The following is an 18215-nucleotide window of genomic DNA, read 5'->3' as shown; positions in this document are numbered from 1 at the left end:
TCCTGTAAGTCGCGTGATAAGCGAGTCCGGCCAGAAGCAGTCAATCGGAAATGGATAGCATGGCAGCAAGAAAATAGCGCTCTTAGGATTGATGACTATGCTGTTAGAAATGGATGGGCTTGCTGTCCATTTCGTATTTTCTTTGAGTAGGGCCGCATTCGCAGTGACCACCTTCAGGCAAAACAAGGGCTCACAGGATGTACGTCCGAATTGATGAGAATCGCTGGAAAATTGCCGAGACTGTTGCGTTTGAGCGTCGTAATCAACTTCTAAACGCCCCGGACTTTCAGATCATTGTAGATCTCATAGTTAGGGGGATCGATAAAGTTTCAGTGGCACGAGAACCGTGTAAGAAGTCTCATGACTATTTTAGGGTTGTAGCCACTCTTCATTGCGCTCAGTCGCTCTTGGTGGATTTTTTCCACAACGCAAACACCGGATATCGTGCTCAATACCTAGAGAGCCCATCCCTAGGGGATACGGCAAACGGCTACTGCTCGCAGCAATTCGCCAGTTTGGTTGAGGCGAGGGTTAGAAAAAGGCTTCCCAGGGACTGGAGCCTAGATTGGGCACTGAGATCAATCCACAGCAAGTGCGCGAAATCATGGATACATCAGGGCTTGTGGGTCCGGAACGCACGCGAGGATTGTGAAGATCTCAAGATCGAGACGTGGTCACCTAATGCTCTTACTAACATGGATGCGCGAAAAAAGGCGCGCTATGGGCGACAACTGCCCGGGAAAGAAAGCCGTATCGATCTCAAAGGCGCTTGGGTGTCGATGGACTTGATGTGCCTCGATTCGCTGAAGCCTGAAAGAGCGGATGATATCCATCGTTACGGATTCACATAATCGCATCGCAACGTAGCTATATGCTCAAATCGCTCGCTCTGCTCACCGGGGCTGGCTAAATCCCGCCTTAGCTTAATCGTTATGAATGTCTACAAATGGTCGACTTCTGTTGGTCACGACAGGCCAGAGTCGACCGATTCTGTTGAAAAACTCCCAGAAACCAATTTTCAAGGAGTTTCAGGGAGAAGGATTGAGCTATCCTAAGCATCTCAATCGCCACTGATTGCAGGATACGCTTGCTGGGCTGAAGCCACTTAGCAACTTATGTGGTGTACTAGGCGAGCAAGTCGAATGACCGCGATTAGCCAGTTAAAGTCGACCCTGAGCGGATGTTCTTGATCGTCTAGTCTGGTCAAAAGCGGCGGGAGGACTATTAGCCAGCCGGGTGCCTTTCCGCGCCCCAAAGTGCTTGGTAGCTTGGACCGTCTGACAGCGGTGGCTGTGAGGGTTTATTGATCTGGATTGTTACCGGAATCGGAAAGTCGACCCCCACAATCGCGACTTCACCTTGCTTAAGGTTCGGAAGGAATGCTGCTGCAGATCTGTCGATTTCCCCGCAAGCCCGCTCAACAACGTCTCTATCGCGATCATTGGTTAAGCGATGTACCAATAATGTGCCCATCTGACTAAGTACACCCTCGGTAATGTCACGCGGACGCTGAGTTGCTAGACAGATATTCAGGCCATACTTTCTCCCTTCCTTTGCAATCAGTTCAAAGGCGTCTAGACTTTGCAGGTCATCTTCACTTCCTACCGACTTGCCGAGAAAGTTGTGCGCTTCGTCCAGAATCACCAAGAGGGGACTATTTCTAAAGGCATCGTCCCGAGCGCGTTGGAGCAGTATGCGACCAATGGCATTAGCGACAACCTCTCGGGCATTGAACTCATATCCGATGGAGCTAAGGCAGATTCGTAAAAGTTTGGCATCGCTGTTGAGAAACTGATCTAACTGCTGAGAAAGACTTGGCAGATCTGGGTTGGAACTGAATACACACGCGAGCGAGGAAGAGCCCATCACACCTGTGATCCGTGTTAGAAGGGACGAGCAGTACGATTGCTCGTTGCTCGGGCCGCCCCAGCGATCAAAATTGTTTGAGCCAGCATCTGGATAACAGCACTCTTGAACGATCTGCCTAACCAAGAAACGAAGGTCGAAGGGTTGCGTTGGACTATCAACTAATCTGGCGTTATCGTCCGTGCTAAGCGCTCTACGGTAATCGGCTTTCGGCTGATTCACCTTAGGAACATACCCATTAGGGGCTATGGCGGGAACCAGTGCCGCAAGGCGTAAGCTTTTCATCGCCTCTCGGAGCTTCGGGCCTTGGGTTTTCCCTGAGGGCTGGAACAATGCAATAAAGTCACCTTCTGTAAAATTAGTAGGGGGGATCACGATCTCAGCCGAACTCTGGGCTTGATGTAATGGCTTGCCAAGGTGACAGTGCTTAGTATCTGGCCCAGTCAGTGAGCGGTACTCACTGGTAGCGTCCAGCAGAACAACCTTTGAGTTGTAACGTCGACACTCTTGGATGATTTTCGCTGTAGTCCAGCTCTTACCGCCGCCAGTTGATCCCAAGATTGCACAATGTCGGCCAAATAGCTTTTCTGGTGTAACGGAGATCGGAAATCCACTATCTCCAGACACTATTCCCAATTCGAGAGAGACCAATGGGGACTGTACATCAATACCGCCACTGGTGAGGAGAGGAATTCTAGAAACGAACTCACCCGGGGCAGAATACACACGATCCCCAAGGCGAGGATAAGTGCTAACTCCAGCTTGAACCCTAAGGGTAATTGGATCGATTGACCCAAGCAATCGAATAAAACCAATCGCATCGATCTTTCTTAGCCCGGAATAATCCTGGGATATCTCATTGCGATCTCTGTCAGGTAAGCTTACTTCAGTGATTCTTCCAAGAAGGATTGACTGCTGTCCTTCGACTAGTACTAGCTCACCAACCTCACCTTTGCCGTATCGATTATTGTTTAAATAGCAACCGCTTACCTCTCCTGCATGAGCAAGGTTCACCTTGATATGCTGAGCGGCAACGCTGGAGATGACGCCAATCTTAAGTTCCCCCAGCAAGATTCCGTTGGACGATATATCAATGGCCATGCTTTACTCTCCATTGCCTAAACGTCTAACGGCGTTTGCTAGCTGCTCTGCTGGCGAAATTGCGCGCAAATAGGGTATTCGATCAACGACATCTCTGAACGATCCACCGATAAAGTGGATATCAAATCCCTTTAGTGCAAGCTCATGGAATTTGCTCCAATATGGGCTTGAGCCATGATGCCCTCTATTGTGTACGTGCGCTATGCAGCGGTGATCAGCAAGAATTAGTTTCAGGCCTGGGTTCGACTGGATCGCGGAAAGTACAGGCTCGGAAAGATGGTCGTCATTGAAGCCAAATCCTGCAATAACTAGGCAGCTATTGGGTTGGCGAAGAAAGTCTAAGAAGCGAGAAAGTAGCTCTAGGTGCGGTTGAATAAAGGCCTGCTGATACTTGCCTTTCGCTGGATATATTAGGCACGCATTGTCAGGAGAAGGAGCGCCATCCTCATAGATTCCATTGTCTTCGCGCGACCAGCTTACCGAGCCGTGCAGTTTATAAAATTGAAAAATACCTTCGACAAATTCATGCTTATCGCTTTCTCGACGAACGATATCATAGCTGAAGTGCCTACCATCAAACCGTCGTTTATGAGTATAAGAAAGTCCATCGACAACCACCATCCCAAGGTCGGAGGCCGCTGTCTCGAAGCACATGTCGTAGTTGGTTGTGAATACCTTCAAGCGCGGATCACGTACACGGCGACGGGCGAGTTTCTGTAGCAAGTGCCTATAGCACGTAATATCAGATCCAGGTTGACTTAGGAAATTAGTACAAAGGCGAAGAATGAGAGCTTTTACCTGGCGAACGAAGTTCTCGACCATTTCATTTTGATTGAAAGCGAGGAAGGCATCGCACTGCGATAGAAAATGCTCGATGTTAGGTGAGTGCATCTCTGTGTATTGCACCACCTCGCAAACAGCAGTCGCCTGCTCTGTAAGACGTTCGCCTTTTGGATCACTGCACATGGCCTCCGTCCATAACCTCCACATGCTAGGGCCATTCACTGGCCCCAAAGACGTGCCGCTACCTGCGAAGAAGCCAAGGTTCGGCACTTGCAGTGCGCTTGCAAACAGCTCCGATAGGGCTGACTGATTACCTTTGATTCGCTGGAGAGCTCCCTGATCAATTTCTTCGCTACCAGTAAAGAGCTTGTATGCATCCTCAGTAATTGGCAGCCATTCAAGATTACCGGGAGGGAGATAGGCCAACTGGCCGTTATAGTCATCATGAAGAGGGTCAGGAGGAGGTAAAGAAACAGACATGACAAATATCCTGTTTGTCGAGTGTCAAAGGAGCCCAAAATGGGAAGCAGTGCATCATCCACGGGGATCACATAGCCGCGTCTGAGGCATTGGTGACGATAGTGGCATAGCGATATATGGAAGGCGATAGAAGCGCAGATATATGCGGCAACTGTATCCAGGCCTAGTCAAAGGCGGCATGTGCTGGCAAACGCCCGCCTGGTCATTGCTGAACGCTTCTGTCTATCTGTACCGTCGTGCTTTGCTGACATGATCACTGGGAAGCAATTGAACCACTGCTTGTAGCCGGTATCAGCTATGGCTAGAACCGCCTCAACGCATCCATTGGATAGTGGCTGCTTCTGGCCGATTCTGTTGAAAAAGTCGGTTTTCGAAGGAGACACGCAGACTCTCAGGAAAACCGACCTCCTAGAATCGCGTATACGCGACGATCTCCCTTGGGTAAGGGGTCAAGTACCCCCTGAAAATGCCTCGAAACCGTCGGATGCGACTTTTTCAACAGAATCGGCCGGACTCCACTTATCACGCGACTTACAGGCGTGATGGTCATCTGAGCAGCTTTCTCATTTCTGCTCTGTGCGCACTCAGCCCGAAAGTACGTCTCGGAACACGTCTGGACGCTGGGCGGCGATATGCAGCAGTGAGCGCGCAGCGCCAGATGGCGAGCGGCGACCTTGTTCCCACTCCTGCAGGGTGCGCACCGACACTCCCAGCAACTCAGCGAATTTCGGCTGCGACAGCCCGGTTTTGCTGCGCGCCTCGGCGGCCTCGGTCAATTCCACGCGATGCACGGCGCCGTGGCGTCCTGCCTTGACATCGACAATGGCGGCCAACAGCTCCTCGCCGATGTTGCGCTTGGCATCTCGCTCAAGCAGTTCTTTCTCAGTCAGGGGCATGATTCATCTCCTTGGCGATCTTGCGCAGGATATGCGCCGGAATGTTGTCGGTAGCGCCCTTGCCGTAAATCAACAGGGCCACCAGGGCTCCGCTGGCCAACTGCGCAGTGTAGATGACGCGTACGGAACCGCTCTTGCCGCGTCCTTCGATCCCCCAGCGCACCTTGCGGCAACCACCGGAGCCGGGAATGACAGCACCAGCCTCGGGGTTGCTGGCGAGAAAGGTCATGAAGGCACCACGTTCATCCTCCGTCCAGTAATCGGGCCAGAGCTTGGTGAACAGCGGAGATTCGATGATAGTCAGCATGGGCAGAGCATACGTCAATGACGTACTCAAGGCAATCAATAGCTCAGCCAGCCATGCTGTTTTCGGCAACTTCTACCTTCCACCTCTCCATCCTATGCCGTTTCCTCTGGGTTGAAAGCAGCCGTGTTCCAGGCTGCTCTCAACGTCCGCCCTCATTTCTGACCGGACCCTCGATGACGAACCACGAACACCGCACTTGGCCGTGCTGGCTCACACCTCCGTCTGTTCAGCTATCTCCAGCGCGTCGTCGACCTCAATGCCCAAGTATCGCACCGTGCTTTCGAGCTTCGTATGGCCTAGAGCCTGTTATTAACCACTGCTTTGGTTATCGTTTGCAGTTATGCAGACGACAACCCGAAAACCCTACCCCACCGATGTCAGCGATGAGGAGTGGGCCTTCGTGGCGCCCTATCTGGCGCTGATGCCCGAATCCTCCGCCCATCGCGTCCACAGCCTGCGCGAGGTCTTCAATGCCCTGCGCTACATCGTCCGCGGCGGCCTGCTCTGGCGGCAGATGCCGCATGATCTGCCGCCGTGGCAGGTGGTGTATCAGCAGACCCGACGCTGGATCGAGGCCGGCGTCTTCGAGGAACTGCTGCATGATGTGCGCGAGTTGATCCGGGTGGCGGACAAGCGCAAGGCTCAGCCCAGCGCCGTGATCCTCGACAGCCGCACCCTGCAGTCGACGCCGGAAAGCGGCACACGGGCCGGCTATGACGGGGCCAAACGCCGCAAGGGCTCGAAGGTGCATATGGCCGTGGATACGCTGGGGCAGTTGCTCGCCCTGCGGGTGACGCCCGCCAACGAACAGGACCGCGCCCAGGTGGCCGCCCTCGCCGAGCAGGTGCAGCGGGTGACCGGTGAGGCGGTGGAGGTTGCCTTCGCCGACCAGGGCTACAGCGGCGAGTCGGCGGCCCGACAGGCAGAGGCGCATGGCATCCAGCTGGAAGTGATCAAGCACACGGAAGCGAAGAAGGGCTTCATCCTGCTGCCTCGGCGCTGGGTGGTCGAGCGCAGCTTCGGCTGGATGGCCCGCTTTCGAAGACTGAGTCGGGATTACGAGCGCCTGGCCTCGACGCTGGCGGGCTTTCACTTCATAGCCTTTGTTTGCCTGATGTTGCCGACTGCTCTCAAGGCCTTGGCAGCACCAGGCTGATCAAGAAACGAACGGGTTAATAACAGGCTCTAGCAGTAGCTGGACAGCTCGAAGATTCTTCGTCCGTCGGTAGATCAGTGAGGCTTTTGTTCGACGCATCGTATGGGTTCCGTACGCAGTGGGATCCAGGCCGATCGCCGTTACCCAGCTATCAACGATGCGCGCATACTGTCGGGTAGATAGGTGATCAGAATCGTGCAGCCGGCTCGGAAAGAGAAAATCCTCCGCACGGAGCATTGCGTGCCGAATCCAGTTTCCTACGGCGTCCCTTGTCTGCTCAGTGATCTCAAACTGCACAGGGCGTTGTGTCTTCTGCTGCATGACAATGGCACGTGACGCCACTCGGTCCCATGGGCTATATCCCGGACTCGAAGCTTGACCAGATCGCAGGCTCGCAGCTTGCTATCGATTGCCAGATTGAAAAGTGCAAGATCGCGCGTTTTTTCAGCGATTTGCAATCTGACACGGATGGCCCAGATATCCTTGAGCCTAAGCGGTGCTTTCTGACCAACCAGTTTTCCTTTATTCCAGGGCTGATGCCCTGCATTAATAGGCGTTGCGTTCATGATTAGCTCCTCCAGATGAAGGAGCTAAAGCTTGCAACTGTTCTGGTTAGAGGGAGCACCGATACCGTCGAATGGTCGCTGGCCGACCCAAAGCGGACAAGGGAACTTTAGGCCTCCTAGCCATTAGGTTCAACCGATAAATACCCTGAGCAAACTTTCAATGACCTTCTCAATCGGCTAGCCTGAATCTGTGACCGCCAAGGGAACTCCTAAGGTTCTATCAGTCCGCAGTACTAACCCATCTGAAGGAAACATTTTCGGAAGGAAAGTTGGGGTGGTTGATCAGCAATGGACAGACTACGTTAACTGCTGCATGACGAGCCCATAGACCTTGAGGGCCACCTAGGCGAATCAGTTCGATCAATACAGTGTAGGTTCGCGCTAGCAGATGTACAGAGTCCATCCGTTCGAGCGTTGTCATCCACGCCTCCCCAAGTTCTGGATACCTTCGGAAAGTATTGAATATCGCGTACGTCACGGGCTCTATGATGCCGGCATTCCAAGCAGCGACGAACGTGCCATCTTTCATTTCTGCAGAGAAAAGTTCGTGCGACGCGGTAGTATTTCCAGGCCGTCGCAGTACCACTACCGCCTTGGCCACCTCCATCAATATGTACAACTGGGGAAATAGCCCAATGTCTTCATTGCTCAATGGATGTGCAGTTAGTACATGTGAAAGCGTAATCCAGGGCAAGATATTGTCATTGTAGTAGGCTTGGCCTCCGTGTGCTGGCCCGTCCAAGGAGGCTTTTTCGTCCAGAGGAAGATCGATGGTTTTGATAGCAAACCGGGTACGTGGTGAGCTAGTGCCTACGATCGGTGTCTGTGCCAGAAGCTCTCGATATAACGGGATCGGATCAACACCCGATCGAATCAACATGACAATGGCTCGCGCAGCAATAACTTCACCCATGGGTAGGATCTCCGCTACGTTCATCAACCATTCCATGGCACTTTCGACGCCTAATTTGATCTGCTGTTCAAGCTGAATGGCGATAACGGATGAAAGCTCGCTTACCAGCATTTCGTAGAAACCAATTCGGATGACGGGCTGCTCCTCATGAACAGCTAACCGAATCGCCCCGTGGTCTGATAAGTACTGCCTCGATTCATCCGAGAGGTCCTTCAAGGCCTCTCTCCGTAGTAGAAACACCGTTGCGGCTTCTATCTCCATAGCGTCCGAACGGCCGGCCCTAAGATAGTCCTCAAGAGTCGCGCTAGCCAGTTCATGGAAATGGTGCCTCAGATTCGCTGCCTTATAAACTTCACGAACGTAGTTTATGAAGTCGATTCCGAGTAACGGCGGGGCTTCGACTGCAAAAGGCTCAACCACCTTACGCTTGTTCATTGCACTGCAGATCACCGATCTGAGAATCCATGGATGTCGATAATGATCAGAACGGAAACTTCCCTCCATCATCGTAACCCCGAAGTACTTAGCAGCAACGACAGCGTGTCCAAACTCTTCATCCTGCAACGGGCAGACCATCACTCTCTCACTCAGCCTGCCCAAAAGAGACTGCGCCCTAGCGCTTTGCGAGTTAATGACATGATCGACCAACGCGTCATCCATAGCCACTACAACGGAAAACCCACCGCGCTGGGCGATCCCAACCAGGTTTTCGAGCTCTCTTTTGCTGGTTTCACTGGCGCTCCGGTACTGATCAATCAGGATTACCAACTTCATGTCCTGATCGGGCGTCAGACGCTGCAGCCAGGCACGAGCCTCTTCGACTGTCAGGGACCACCCCAAGGTTTTGCTCAATGCGTCAGCCAAGCATTGAAAATAACCACCACCCCCGTCTTCCACATAAAGCGTAGTGAAAGAGGTCGTGTCCCAAGTAGTGGCGATCACCTCACGGAGTACATTACTTTTGCCGATCAGCGGTTCCCCTTCGAGAATAACGAAACAGGATCGTTCGAAAGCTTCAATCACAGCCTTGGTCGCCTGACGGGGAATCAGAAAGTCCCGTGCGAACGGCAGGTGAGTGTTTTGCAGCTCACCGGTCAGCGATTCGAGCAGCTCAGCGGTGCTTTCCTTTACCACCGAGGACCAAACATCGCAGACCTTGCCCATCAGGATCTGCGCTGCCTGGCGCGTATCATCTGCGGCCAGCAGGCACGCGCTGTCGATCAACTTATTGAGCTGCTTCTCGCTGTCGCTGCCTGCATCCCACTCTTGCCCATTGTAGGTGCTGTATTTCTTAGTGGTTTCTCCGTTGGTAACTACTACCAGCGGGGCGATCGGATCGAGCATCCGCGCATAGGAAAGGCCTTGCAATCTGTCTTCATCATGCAGCGCAAGCCCCTTGCGCTTCAGTTCCACGACCGCTAACGGGCGCCCCTTGTGGCTAAGAACAATATCGGCACGCCCCTCTTTAACCCACGCTTGCCCACCGTCGATCTCAACCATTGCTCTGCCAATTTGAAACTTAAACCGCACCTGATGCCGTATCTCGATATTGGCAAAAGGAAACGCTTTTTCGATTGCGGCATGTATGGACGCCTCCAAATCAGCCTCGTTAGAGCAGGGCGCAGGATGATTCGTTAACATCAAGTTTCGACTCCATTTTTTATGATGAAAATTGATAAGGATTTGCTGTCGCCACTGACCACAATTGGCCGGTGCCAGCCCAATGAGACAGGCAGCTTTGGGTCGCTCTGTGCCGGTAGTATCCGGCTCAGTCCGGCCAGGAGCGGTCATCGGGTGTCTAGGAAATCCGAGGCGATTCAGGCTGGACCAGCTTCAATTTGATGTCGTGCTGATAGACCCACTGGTCGAGTGCTTTGCCGGTAAGTTCGGGGCCCTGGTCGATGCGGATCGTCTGCGGGTAGCCGCGAAACCGCGCCATCTCATCCAATGCCCAGGTGACGCGAAAGCCGATGATACCGTGCTCCACCAAGATACCCATCGACTCCTTGGTGAAGTCATCGACCACGGTCAGGCATTTCCTGTGGCCAAGTCACCTACCAGCCTGATCTGCACAAGGCATGCTCCCCAGCCCCTTACGTTTCTAGGGCGATTGTGGCCCATTGAAAAAAACTACCCTAGTTGAGAGCCGGCCTGGCTCAGTACTTTTTGCCTCGCGAGCAACGTAATTAACGCAGAGGTGAATCATGAAAGAAAAATTGAGTCGTGCGGCGCGGGCATCCAAGTCCGTCTACAACGCCGGAGGTGAGCATTATCACTTCAACATGGGCTGCATGGAGGTGGGGGATACTCGTTTCCTAGCTGCGATGCAGGAGGAAATCATGGAGAAGCAGAAGCTCCCTTTCGAGGACGCAGCCGTGGCTGCTGCTGCCGAGTTCAAGATGATGAAGCGCCTTGAGTCTGGTGAGGAGCGCTTCAAATCGCTTCGGGAGCGGGTGCCGGCACCTGCACCGATGGCCACGCCGGCGCTTCGGGGGTATTGGCCTAACCACATCAATCGCCGCCCCGGGAGCTGAAGGGGCGGCGCACTCAGAACGAGGAAAATCAAGTGGATGTAGATAAGCTCAGGGAGCAGGTTCAGCAACGGCCAGAAATCCAGAAGTGCCCAGGAGGCCCGTTCAGTCGTGCCTTCCTGCGGGGCCATGCTTGGATTCACGTCCGAACCCTAGATACGATGGCCTATAAGTGGATCAATAACACTCAATCATTGGTCGAGCTCATTTCCAATTTTCTGCTGACTGATGACGAACGCAATGCGGTCTACCCATCGCGCTATGACATGGGGAATCTTCTGCCGCTTGATGCAGACAGTGCTCGTCCTGTACGTGTCTCTGCTTACCTGCTGGATGCGTTTCGACGCGAACCCAAGCCGCTTATTAGGTCCGTTAAAAATAACATAAAGCAATGGACAGGTCATGAGTTCAAGGCCTACTACGACTTTGACCCGAGCATAGCCACCAAGGTGCTGTGCAGTATCTACGAATTCAGAGTTTTTAATTACCCAACGCTCACGAGCCTTCTCAAAGGCCCTAAGCCTGGCAAGAATTACTCCTCTGAATTCAGAAGCGTCTGGCCATTCGATGCTAATGGTAAGGCTGCTGAGAAGGCCCGAGAAATCGTTGCTGTTGTGGCGGACCTTAAAGCTATGATGACGTTTCAGATGGGGCGTGATCATGATGACTTGAAGCAGGTAATGCTGCTCTTACAGTGCCAATTTGAAAGCCGAAGCTTTCCACATGTGCTCAGCACTTTGAAAGGATATCGGCCGGTAAAGGAGCAAGTGATGTGGGCGCTAAGGGGGCTCCTGCCGAAAGGTCAGGGCACGGCGATTGGAAGGCTTGATCAAGCGCTGTTCGTACATCTGACGCTGCTGGAAGTCGAGCACAAGCTCTATGCAACCGATGCCCTAGTTGAGTTCTTGAAAACGGATATCAGTATTCCTTCGTTGCAACCGCTAGAGCTGGGCAGGGAGTGGTTGTATAGCGAGAATAAATATACAGACTACCAAATTTTTGAACTGCTCTCGGATATCGCTGGCATCAGTATCGAACGGCAGCATTGGCAGCTTTACTGGAACTTTTCGACGCTGGTGCTTGCGATGAGATTTCAAGAGGCCGAGGAGATTTCGCTGATAGAGCGGTTCGCGGCTTTGGTGACCGTATCGGGCGCTACAGTGCAAGAGCTGGAATATCCTATTCGGTGGAAAGGCTACACGTCGATCAGCCAGCGGCCATGGTATTATTTGAAAAATGCCGTGGAGAGCCTGCCTGAGGCAGGAGTTGTCGGTGCCATCGATACGATCCCCTACGGCTATAGGGAGTTTTGGTCGCAGCGCTATAGCCTAATTGTCCATCGCTGCCTTGAAGCAGAGGAAGTGTGGGTGGACTGCAACGCTTGCGCGAGCGAAGAAGTCAGGATGGTTGTCGAAATGTTCCGAACTAATGATATAAGTACGGCGATTCGGCAAGCCAACGTGTACATACAAGCTAAAGCGGAAAATAGCCGAGCGCAGTCAGCCAAGATCTTGGCTGGTTAGTGTCGGGAACAGGCCACCGCGAATGACCGCTTTGGGTCTCTCTGCGCCGGTGGCGTCCGGCTCAGTCCGCCCCAAAGCGGGCGTAGGTCATCCAATGTCTGCTATGTCAGGCTTGATCGCCTGCTTGGTTTGCGCCTCTTCGCTCTCGAACTGCTCTAATAGCCTCAGCAAGAACCTCAATGGCTAAATTTTCTGAAGGGCGAACAATATTTGGGTTCTCACCAAGTAAGGCTTGGAGTCTTGATTTGAGATGACCCAAAGTTTTTTTGCCATGCCTCCATCTTTCAGGGCGGGCAGCGAAATCAGCCCGGGCCTGATCCGTCAATGCAACAATATCTGGTTCGCCATTGTCACCATTTGCTTTTCTCCTCGCTTTTTCTTCTCTTAGGAGGCTTCTGGCAAGCGTTTTGATAGAGTAATCTCTAACCGCTTCTGTGGCTTCATCAATAGCCTGATTTATTTGAAGCGCTGAAAGCTGCGGATAGAATATGCGAATATGCTGAATATTTATTAAGTGAGACTCAGCATCGGTTCCTTGAGTAAGGAAAATTCGAATATTTTTTGCAGAGAAAATATCGTTTATTTGAGTTATTTCTTCGTCTGTCAGATAGTCGCTATCACGATGAACAAGGACTTCTGTTCCAGGTGCATGATCTTGAATGAAGCGGCACAAGGTTACTGCTGCGTCTATTTTTGTACAGCCAGAGTAAGACCAAATTTGAACTCTATCTTCCTCTGCGCCTGAAGCAATCATGAGCGTCTTGAGAAATCTCTGATCGCTATCCTCCGTCAGTAAAACAATATCTATATTTCCATTCTTAAGTCTATCACCGCTATCTAGGGCGCCTAAATCCGTTAGCACGCGAAGCCGGCTGCTTTCGTCTGGCTCAATATCCACTCGGCTTCCCTGTGCCATCCAGTGAAAATAGGCCCCAGGGACTGAGTGATCCCCACAAAATCACCCCCGTTCCTGCGTTTGCCGGTGGACCTCCCGCCGCAGAGCCAACTCCAGCTCCCGCAGCCTCTCCCGGGAAATGTCTCCCGCATAAGTGCGTGCATACTCCAGTCCCAGCCGCCACAGCGACAGCACGTGCCTGTCCTTGACGCTGTTGCTCTGAAAGCGCCGCTCGTGCCCTGCCTCCCGGGCTTGCAGGCCCAGCAGGCACAGTGCGTAGTTGGCCAGCACGGCAATCAGCAGCAGGATCTCGATGCGCCGCGGGCAGCGACTTCGATGCAGCTCCAGGCCGAACCCCAGCCGATGGCTCTTCAGGTCGCGGAAGCCTTCCTCGACCTGCATGCGCCGCTTGTAGATCGCCACGACCTGTGCGGCATTCCACTGCGTCCCGGGCAGGTTGCTGGCCAGCAGCCAGGGCTCGCTTTCGCGCTGCGCGTTTTGCCGGCTGCGCTTGTCCCGGGCCACGGTTCCGGTGACGCGCCGGTGCTTGCGCCCCCGCGGCGCCTGCTTCACCGCGTAGAGTGGGGTGGACCAAGGCGCCGAGCGCGTCATCTCGAGGCAACCGAGCCGTTTAGGCGATGCCGAGGCCAGGGCGTACAGGCTTTTCACCGGCTGCCAGGGCTGCTCGCCGAATCGGCACAGGTCGCGATTGCGCACACGGCCGACGTAATGCCAGCCCATGGCTTCGACGGCCCGGAACCAGGGCCGCCGGAAACCGGCATCGGTGACCAGGATGGGCGTGCAGCCGGCCGGCAGCATCGCCGCGAGGGCCTCGAGCAGGCGTTTCTGGCAACGCGGGCAGCCCTCGTGCGGATGGACGACTTCGCAGACCGGCAGCGAACGTCCGGCCAGCGGGATCGCGGCGCGCAGCAGGAACAGCTTGCCGGCGGCATCGATCGGCGACCAGTCCACCAGGATCGACGGATGCTTGAGCGAGCCCAGCAGGGCGCGGAGCATGGCCCAGTAGAACAACCCCCGCTCGGCCTGCAGTTGCCGATTGCCGAGCAGGCGGTCGACCCGCTTGATGGCATGCCTGGGATAGGCAGAGCCGGGCAGGAAGCGCCCCAGCGCGGTCAGGTTCAGGCAGCGGCCTTGCAGCAGGGCGGCCACCGCGGCCATCAGGGCTTCGAGACGGCGGGCATGGATCGTGAGGAGTGCCTTGGCGAAGGCATCGTGCAAGAATTGGACGGTCTGCATGGGGCTGGGGACGCTGTTTTTGTTTGGCGACAACCAACGTGCCCGTCCATGCAGGCCTCTTCAAGCCCTACCTAATTGATTTTCCGGGAAAATTTCTGGGGATTACTCAGCCCCAGGGACCTCCAGCAAATGCCTAGAGTGTGTGGCCACAATTACTTGAAAGTCATCTTTCTCCGCCAGCTCAGACAGGAGCTTTATTAACTGGCGTTGTCTGTCAGGGTGAATATGCGAATCTGGCTCATCTAAGAGAAGCAATTTTGGCTTGTACTTAGCTGTGTAGGCAAGAATTTGCACCGTTTGCAAAAAACCAGTTCCAGCTGCGTCGATAGGCAACTTAATTCCCTGTCTTTCTATTGTTACATCAATATATTCGTCAACATTTGGGTCGAATTTTGGGTTGACTACAATTTCCGGAAAAACGCGAGAAAGATGCTCACTGAATACTTCCCAGGCGTCATCGTCAGACCTTAGGCTCCAAAGGATGTTTCTTAGCACGGCGTTAGCATCACCACGAGCAGCAGCTTTTCGTAGTGCGGCTGGCGTCCTATAGGGCTCTGAGGCAGGGACCCGGCCAAGCCGGGCACATACATTGCAAATTGATTATCAAGAGAAGAAATTTGTTCCTTCAGACCACCGTCATTTATGCTCACGGAGATATTTTTGTTTTTACCTCGCCTAACTTCAACTGCCGTACTGGCCTCAATACTCTGGCCTTGCTGGTCTACTGCTTCCTGATTGAATAAAATTTCAATCGCATGTTGTCTACTCTGTTTCAGATCGCCGCCAAAGGCAAGAGCTGAAACATCGCGAAGAGGTGTATAAATTAATTGCTCAGGTGAAAGAGTGGTGACCTCGCCCTGAAGCTTCGATGTTTGAGCAATACTTACAGCAAAAGCAATTCCCTGAAGGATACTGCTTTTTCCCGAATTATTTGTGCCTACAAGAATATTGATACGCTCCAGAGGGATTGCGACGTCTGAGAGATTTTTAAATCGACGGACGGTGACTGACTTGAGCATGTCTGACTCTAAGATAAGAAATATACCGAGCGGCCAAAAACTGCCATTTGTAGATGGCACAAAGCTACTGGATAGATTGGCAGTGCACAACAGTCCGCTTCTGGCCGCTGCCGGCCATTTTCTAGGCATTTATTTCCCCCTGCAGCCGGCTCTGCTCTGGGCATGAGTTGCGCTGCGACGCTGGGGTGTTTCTATTGCTTCATCTCCCAGGGCTGGAGGAGGCCGAGGCAGTTTTGCTGCTTCGTCTCCCATGGTTCCGGCGCATGAGCCGGCCCGCTTGGGATTTCCGAAACCGGTGAGAGCTTGAAGGTATCCACCCAACCGGAGATTCCGCATGAACAACGCATCCAGCCACCTGACACCGGTCCATACCTCCGCCAACCGCCTGTTCGTCCAGTACGGTCCCAACCAGAAAGGGCGGGACTTTGCCGTGGGCGACATTCACGGGGAATTTTCTCTCCTGAAGCGCCTGCTGGAAAAGGCCGGCTTCAACGAGCAAACCGACCGGCTATTTTCCATGGGCGATCTGGTGGACCGGGGGCCGGAGTCCCACCGTGTCGCCTGGTGGCTTTTGAAGCCTTGGTTCAAGGCCGTTCGCGGCAACCATGACCAGTGGTGCGTGGAGGCCGGCCTGTTCGAGGAGCCGGCCGGCCACCGCAAGCATGGCGGAGAGTGGTTCTACAAGTTAAGCGAGGAGCTTCGCCCCTTCCTGGGCGGGTTTCTGAACGAGCTGCCCGTGGCTATTGAGGTTGCCGGGCGTTCCGGCGAGCGCTACGGCGTGGTGCATGCCGAATGCACCGGCTCGAGCTGGGGACGCTTCGTGGAGGCGCTGGAAGGCGAGCTGGGCGACTCCTATCGCGACCACCACGTCAAGGAGGCCCTGTGGCGCAGGAAGCGGTACGACGACGCCGATACCCGCCCCATCGCCGGCATCGAGCGGGTCTATGTCGGGCACGCCGTCGTCGCCGAGGTGCTGGACCTGGGCAACGTGCGCTATCTGGATACCGGCGGCTGCTTCGAGGGAGGCCGGCTCACCCTGGTCGAGATCGGCGGATCGGAGGCGATCTTTTCTGCCTATTGCTCGGTAATTCACCACACCTCCAGCCGCCAGCCCTCCGAAGTCGCCACCAGTCGATCTGTCAGAGAAAGATTGTTCAGAAAGGTGTCATCGTGCGAAACCACTAATATCGCGCCTTGATAGCCGCACAGCATGGATTCCAGGGCTTGAACCGAAGGCAGATCAAGATGATTACTGGGTTCGTCCAGCAACAAGAGTTGAGCTGGTGGATCGGCGTAGAGCACGCAGGCCAAGGCCGCTTTCAGGCGCTCACCGCCGCTGAGCGAGCCGCTCGGAGCGGTTATCTTTTGCGCATCCAAGCCCAATTGCGCCAGTCGTGTCCGCAACATGTCCTCTCCTGCGGTGCTGTTGGCTGCCAGTATCTGTTCAATGGTTGACCGCTGCGGCACCAAGTCGGCCAGTTGCTGGTCGAGGTAGGCACTTTTGACATACACGTCGCAGCGGCCAGACACCGGTGGAAACTGACCGGCCAGCAGTTTGAGCAAGGTGGATTTGCCGCAGCCGTTCGGGCCGACGACGCCTATACGCTGCTGGCCGCTCAATGTCAGGCTGATCTTTCGCAGGGCGGGCGGCACGAAGGGGAGTTCTACTTCATCCAGTGCCGCCACTCGGCGTTGCGGTGCCTGGGTGACAGGAAGCGTATGCAGCGTGATCTGGGCATCATCTTCCACCTGCTGTGCGGCATTGCGCACGCGCTGGGACAGTTGCTCCCGCAAAGCCGTTTGCTGCTGCCGCAACTTGCCTGCCGAGCCTTCGCTGCGCTCCTTCTGGCGATCAAGCAGGATCTTCGCCTGGTTGGCCTCGCGTCCGTGCCGGTTGCCACGCGCCTGTCGGCGTTCCTGCCGTTCACACTGTTCGCGCAGAGACTGTTCTTCGCGCTTGCGTTCGAGCTTGCGCTGTTCGAGCTGCTGAATGGCGCTCTCACGCTCCTGGGCTTTGCATTGCGCATAGAACGAGTAGCCGCCACCGTAGTTGCGCAGCCCGAGCGGCGACAACTCCACGATGCGGGCCATCACCTCCAGCAGTTGCCGGTCATGGCTGACCAGCAGCAGGCCATTCGGCCAGCGCTGCAATTGCTCGATCAGTGCCTGGCGGTTCGGACGGTCGAGATGGTTGCTGGGCTCGTCGAGAATCAGAAAATCGGCGTCCGAGAGAACGGCTCCAATCAAGGCGACACGCATGGCTTCGCCGCCGCTGATGGTGCTCGCCGGAGTCTGGGGATTCAGATGTCCTAATCCATTTCGCTCCAACTCATGCTTCAGGCGCTGGCGAACATCCCAACAATCACCCACGACATCAAAATCAACCTGCGCCGTGCTACCGGCCTCGATGCGTTCCAGCGCATTCAATGTGGCCTGTACACCCGCTAGGCTAGCGACGGAGACATGATTCAGGCGGGAAACCTGCTGGGACAGGTAATGCACTGTGCCAGAGCGCAAACAGCGTCCAGTGGAGGGTTCCAGCTCCCCGGCCAAGATGCGCGCCAGCACGGTTTTGCCGATGCCATTGCGCCCAACCAAGCCAGTGGGCTGTTGGTCGAATTGCTCGGTGAGATTGGAGAAAAGCGTTCTGCCATCGGACAGAACGTAGGAAAGGCTGTCCAGCGCCAGATAAGGATTCATCATGCGTCATTCCAGGGATGCCAAGATCTCCCCTGCTTGTAGGGGTAGGTAGAGACAGGCCGTCATACAGACGGTGGCATCAAAGGCGCATTGGATGAATACCTCGTGAGTTTTGGCGATTGGCGTCGAGTATAGAAAATCGTTTGAGACAGATGCAAACAGAGCATGCGAGGCCGTGCCAACGTTGGAATGCTATCGACCGATGGCTCTATCAGGATGGCG

General features: G+C 54.4%; 14 protein-coding genes and 2 pseudogenes. 4 read left to right on the top strand and 12 right to left on the bottom strand.

Annotated features, from left to right (window positions below):
• Positions 1–1224 precede the first annotated feature (1224 nt).
• The 4 genes from Atro_RS23630 to Atro_RS23615 form a co-directional block, all read right to left on the bottom strand.
• The gene (locus Atro_RS23630) at positions 1225–2967 is read right to left on the bottom strand and encodes an ATP-binding protein (protein ID WP_497927869.1); all 1743 of its coding nucleotides are present in this window, start codon (positions 2965–2967) and stop codon (positions 1225–1227) included.
• A 3-nt stretch (positions 2968–2970) separates the two neighbouring features.
• Complete coding sequence (locus Atro_RS23625) at positions 2971–4230, bottom strand: SIR2 family protein (protein ID WP_497927868.1); 1260 nt, start codon at positions 4228–4230, stop codon at positions 2971–2973.
• A 584-nt stretch (positions 4231–4814) separates the two neighbouring features.
• Positions 4815–5126: a helix-turn-helix domain-containing protein gene (locus Atro_RS23620; RefSeq protein WP_165894149.1), complete on the bottom strand. Its 312-nt coding sequence runs from the start codon at positions 5124–5126 to the stop codon at positions 4815–4817.
• Positions 5113–5433 (bottom strand): transcriptional regulator, encoded by a 321-nt coding sequence (locus Atro_RS23615; protein WP_317687272.1) that lies wholly within the window; start codon positions 5431–5433, stop codon positions 5113–5115. Before Atro_RS23615 ends, Atro_RS23620 begins: the two co-directional genes overlap by 14 nt.
• Before the next feature lie 340 nt (positions 5434–5773).
• On the opposite strand from Atro_RS23615, the gene Atro_RS23610 reads away from it, so the two are divergent.
• On the top strand, positions 5774–6589 hold the full coding sequence (locus Atro_RS23610) for an IS5 family transposase (protein WP_497927867.1): 816 nt from the start codon (positions 5774–5776) through the stop codon (positions 6587–6589).
• Here the strand turns inward: Atro_RS23610 and Atro_RS23605 are convergent.
• The 3 genes and pseudogenes from Atro_RS23605 to Atro_RS23595 form a co-directional block, all read right to left on the bottom strand.
• Positions 6590–7155: pseudogene (locus tag Atro_RS23605) on the bottom strand (tyrosine-type recombinase/integrase).
• Between the two features lie 220 nt (positions 7156–7375).
• The gene (locus tag Atro_RS23600) at positions 7376–9709 is read right to left on the bottom strand and encodes a type I restriction endonuclease (RefSeq protein WP_497927866.1); all 2334 of its coding nucleotides are present in this window, start codon (positions 9707–9709) and stop codon (positions 7376–7378) included.
• A gap of 169 nt (positions 9710–9878) precedes the next feature.
• Positions 9879–10106: pseudogene (locus tag Atro_RS23595) on the bottom strand (integrase catalytic domain-containing protein); the annotation flags it as partial.
• 166 nt (positions 10107–10272) lie between these two features.
• Between Atro_RS23595 and Atro_RS23590 the strand changes: the two are divergent.
• Together Atro_RS23590 and Atro_RS23585 are read left to right on the top strand one after the other, a co-directional pair.
• Positions 10273–10602, top strand: a complete 330-nt coding sequence (locus Atro_RS23590; protein ID WP_497927865.1) for a hypothetical protein — start codon at positions 10273–10275, stop codon at positions 10600–10602.
• A 32-nt stretch (positions 10603–10634) separates the two neighbouring features.
• Positions 10635–12122, top strand: coding sequence for a hypothetical protein (locus Atro_RS23585; RefSeq protein ID WP_497927864.1), 1488 nt, complete (start codon positions 10635–10637; stop codon positions 12120–12122).
• Between the two features lie 106 nt (positions 12123–12228).
• Here Atro_RS23585 and Atro_RS23580 read toward each other — a convergent pair whose 3' ends face one another.
• The 4 genes from Atro_RS23580 to Atro_RS23565 all read right to left on the bottom strand — a co-directional run bounded on the left by Atro_RS23580 (position 12229) and on the right by Atro_RS23565 (position 15293).
• Complete coding sequence (locus Atro_RS23580; RefSeq protein WP_497927863.1) at positions 12229–13020, bottom strand: hypothetical protein; 792 nt, start codon at positions 13018–13020, stop codon at positions 12229–12231.
• A 60-nt stretch (positions 13021–13080) separates the two neighbouring features.
• Positions 13081–14274 carry an IS4 family transposase gene (locus Atro_RS23575; RefSeq protein ID WP_497922994.1) on the bottom strand — a complete coding sequence of 398 codons (1194 nt, stop codon included), beginning with the start codon at positions 14272–14274 and terminating at the stop codon, positions 13081–13083.
• A gap of 102 nt (positions 14275–14376) precedes the next feature.
• Positions 14377–14769, bottom strand: a complete 393-nt coding sequence (locus Atro_RS23570) for an ATP-dependent nuclease (protein ID WP_497927862.1) — start codon at positions 14767–14769, stop codon at positions 14377–14379.
• Positions 14763–15293: an AAA family ATPase gene (locus Atro_RS23565; protein ID WP_497927861.1), complete on the bottom strand. Its 531-nt coding sequence runs from the start codon at positions 15291–15293 to the stop codon at positions 14763–14765. The genes Atro_RS23570 and Atro_RS23565 overlap by 7 nt, the downstream gene beginning before the upstream one ends.
• A 334-nt stretch (positions 15294–15627) precedes the next feature.
• Between Atro_RS23565 and Atro_RS23560 the strand changes: the two genes are divergently transcribed.
• Entirely contained in the window at positions 15628–16491 is an 864-nt protein-coding gene (locus Atro_RS23560; RefSeq protein ID WP_497927860.1) for a metallophosphoesterase, read from the top strand.
• Here the strand turns inward: Atro_RS23560 and Atro_RS23555 are convergent.
• Positions 16383–17996 carry an ABC-F family ATP-binding cassette domain-containing protein gene (locus Atro_RS23555; RefSeq protein ID WP_497927859.1) on the bottom strand — a complete coding sequence of 538 codons (1614 nt, stop codon included), beginning with the start codon at positions 17994–17996 and terminating at the stop codon, positions 16383–16385. The genes Atro_RS23560 and Atro_RS23555 overlap by 109 nt on opposite strands.
• Positions 17997–18215: the final 219 nt, after the last annotated feature.

It is taken from the genome of Azotobacter tropicalis (assembly GCF_059739045.1).
This window is presented reverse-complemented; position numbering and strand designations above follow the sequence as displayed.